Source organism: uncultured Gimesia sp., from assembly GCF_937919775.1.
Lineage (GTDB): Bacteria > Planctomycetota > Planctomycetia > Planctomycetales > Planctomycetaceae > Gimesia.
On the sequence record NZ_CALFPF010000684.1, the window covers coordinates 1 to 2,844 of the forward strand.

The following is a 2,844-nucleotide window of genomic DNA, read 5'->3' on the forward strand; positions in this document are numbered from 1 at the left end:
ACTGTTCAATCAAGGCCACATCGACCTGCTTGAGTGCCTTGGCTTTTTCCTGATAGAGATTGAGTAATTGCTTTTGAATGGGTTCCAGATCATTCAGAATCCCAATCAGTTTCCCCAGCAATTGTGGTTGAGTGGTTTGCGCAGACGCGCTCGGTGCTGCATGCATGGGAGCCCCCTTTCTCCCTTGTTTACAAAATCCACCCTTACGAGTGGAGAAAATCGCCTATCGTTATAATCGGCATATTTGAACCAGCTCTCGCGTTTGTTTTAATCAGAATCTTTTTCCGATCTGTAATCGCTGATTGATTAAGACGTTACACCGGAAGCGAGTTCCAGAGATTCAACTGACTGCGCATTCATTTGCCGTGAAAATGCGGAAAAGAGCGTATCAGAAAAGGCGCTGCCCTGGTTTTTGGCCAGATCTTCAGAGATCTGCTGGTCCAAATGAGACTGAAACATCTCTTCAGCCTGGCCGCCATGAAAATAAGCGGGCTTATTTTGGCCTGACCTCAATGCTTTAAACATCTGCTTGTAAAAAGTACCACCCACAAAATCCTGAAATGCCTGTTTCAGCTCAGGCGAAGATTTCTGCGCCTGATTTAACTGTGATGGTGCCTGTGTCACTGCTGACGAAAGTGAAGTCTGACTGATTGAAGGTTGAATTCCAGACAAGGGGGTCATGGCTGGTTATTCCTGAAAAAAATTTTAAGATTGCGAAACGATAATAATCAAAACGGCCTGTCGGCAACGACGATCAATGTTCGTCATACTCGGCATGCAGTTTACCCGAGCGATGCAATTCGCGAATGATACTGATCACATCCTCTGTGGGAACTCTCAGTTGATTCAACGCCTCAACTAACTGCTGCAGACGTTGTGTACTCTGTTGTCCCTGCTGCCCGGTAATCGGCACAAAACCTCCCGGTAATCCCACCTCAGCATTTCCAACACCGACTGTCAGATTCTTATGTGAAATCACCACCGGACTGATTTCGACTTCTCCGGTGACAATAACCGTTTGCGACTTCGGATTGACGACAACCCGCGCCTGTTGATGTGGACGATCAATGCCCACTTCCATCACGGCAGCCACAAACTCAACCGGCGATTCCGTATATTGTTTGGGAATTCGGATAAAAACTCTGCCCGGTCCCTGAGCAATGGCTAATTGCTGATTGCCGGCTTCAAAACTGAATTCCGAATTAATCACACGTGCCACTTCACTGGCTGTGTGAAAACCGGTGTGCTGTTTATCGACCAGCAGAGTGATCGATCGCGTTTTCCGGTCAATGAACGAAAGTTCGAAGTTCCGCTCCATGACGAGACCATTGATAATTTTGCCGGTGGCCAGTGAAGTTTCATCTTCCAGAATGACGGGCCCTGAGCTGAGGCCCGCTAAAATTTCATTTCCGATTTCAGTTGTTGACACCGGCGCGATCAGCAATCGTCCGCCACGCAGACTTTTGGCTCCCAGCATGGAACTGACAAAACAATCCAGTTTTTGTCCTTTGCGAATGCCGCTGGCCGGGATCGTAGCTTCGATCATCACCAGCGCCACATTATTGGCAGCGGACAAATCCTTTAAATCAACCACCGGATTGTTCAAATGCCTGAGGGCTGCTGCCAGACTGCGGATCGTAGGCAGATTTTTGCCTCCATCGCCCGTGCCGTCCAAACCAACAATCAGGCCCATCCCTGTCAGCTTGATTTCTTTCATTCCATAAACGCTGCAAATATTTTCGATGCGTGTACGTGCCCAGAGTTCTGCGGCAGAACACTGCAGAACGACAAGCGAAATCAGCAGCAGTAATACAGATTTAAAGGACCGGGATCTCATAATTATCTCTCACAGCAGATCAACAAAAGGACATGGATTTAAAAGGGGAAGAACCAATCGTACAAGACAACTCCCCAGGGTCTTTTCGTGCTCTGATACACTTTGCCTCTCTGATGTTTGACAATATCCAGATTGGCAATATTCTCGCTTAATGCAGTATTATCACGATTCACATCTTTACTGCGAATTTCCCCTGTCAAACGATATTCCCACACATCGTGGTTCGACCGAATGCTTTTCCGGGCTTCCAGAATCAGGTTACCGTTGGGGCGAATATCAACCACTATCGCGGCAATCCGGTATTGAATTCCTTCGCGGTCCGCCAACTGACCTGTGCTTTGCAACCGTCCTTGAAGCTGGGCATCAATTTTGGGGCTGTTCAAAGCGGCAGGCGCCAGGTTTCCCTTTTCATCAATTCTCATAAATTCCTTCAACTCGGCTTTTAATGTCTCATTTCGATTCCGATTGAAACGGGAATCAACGGTGACACTGGATTTCTCATCCACCAGAATCGAAATGATGTCGTGCATCTTCACAACAATCGGCTCTGGTGCCGGTACATAGATCAGCGAATAATCCCTGATCAGTGGTGGCCTCGGCGAATCTGTATATAAATCGCCCTGACCAAAGGTATTTGCCAGTGTGGAAGTGAGCTGAAGCGGCTCTGAGGAAAATCCAAATTCATCCATTCGGGAAGCCAGTCTTTCAACAGACCTGGGTCGCTTTTCCGGAGACTGTTTTTCTGGCTGATCTTCAACATCGGAAGTGCCCTGAGATGCTCGGATTGTTGTGGTCGGATTTGCTTGCGCGGCCCGCGGCACTGCTGGAACTTGTGCCTGAACTACCGAAGAACAAAACAATACGAGGCATCCCAGGGGAATCGCCTCCCGTAACACTGCCAACACATATTTGCGCCGGCAGATTCTCTCACTGTTTCTTAAACCATCAATGGTTGATCGCCACTCTCTGTTTTTCAATTTCATTCTTGAGCCCCCCGGCTTTGAATT

At 48.0% G+C, this 2,844-nt stretch carries 3 protein-coding genes; all 3 read right to left on the bottom strand.

What is annotated here, in order from left to right:
* Nucleotides 1-306: 306 nt before the first annotated feature.
* The gene (locus Q0294_RS19385; RefSeq protein ID WP_299468747.1) at nt 307-681 is read right to left on the bottom strand and encodes a rod-binding protein; all 375 of its coding nucleotides are present in this window, start codon (nt 679-681) and stop codon (nt 307-309) included.
* 73 nt (nt 682-754) lie between these two features.
* Nucleotides 755-1,837: a flagellar basal body P-ring protein FlgI gene (locus Q0294_RS19390; RefSeq protein WP_299468749.1), complete on the bottom strand. Its 1,083-nt coding sequence runs from the start codon at nt 1,835-1,837 to the stop codon at nt 755-757.
* A 38-nt stretch (nt 1,838-1,875) separates the two neighbouring features.
* The coding region (locus Q0294_RS19395) for a flagellar basal body L-ring protein FlgH (RefSeq protein ID WP_299468751.1) at nt 1,876-2,844 on the bottom strand (969 nt) is incomplete at its 5' end.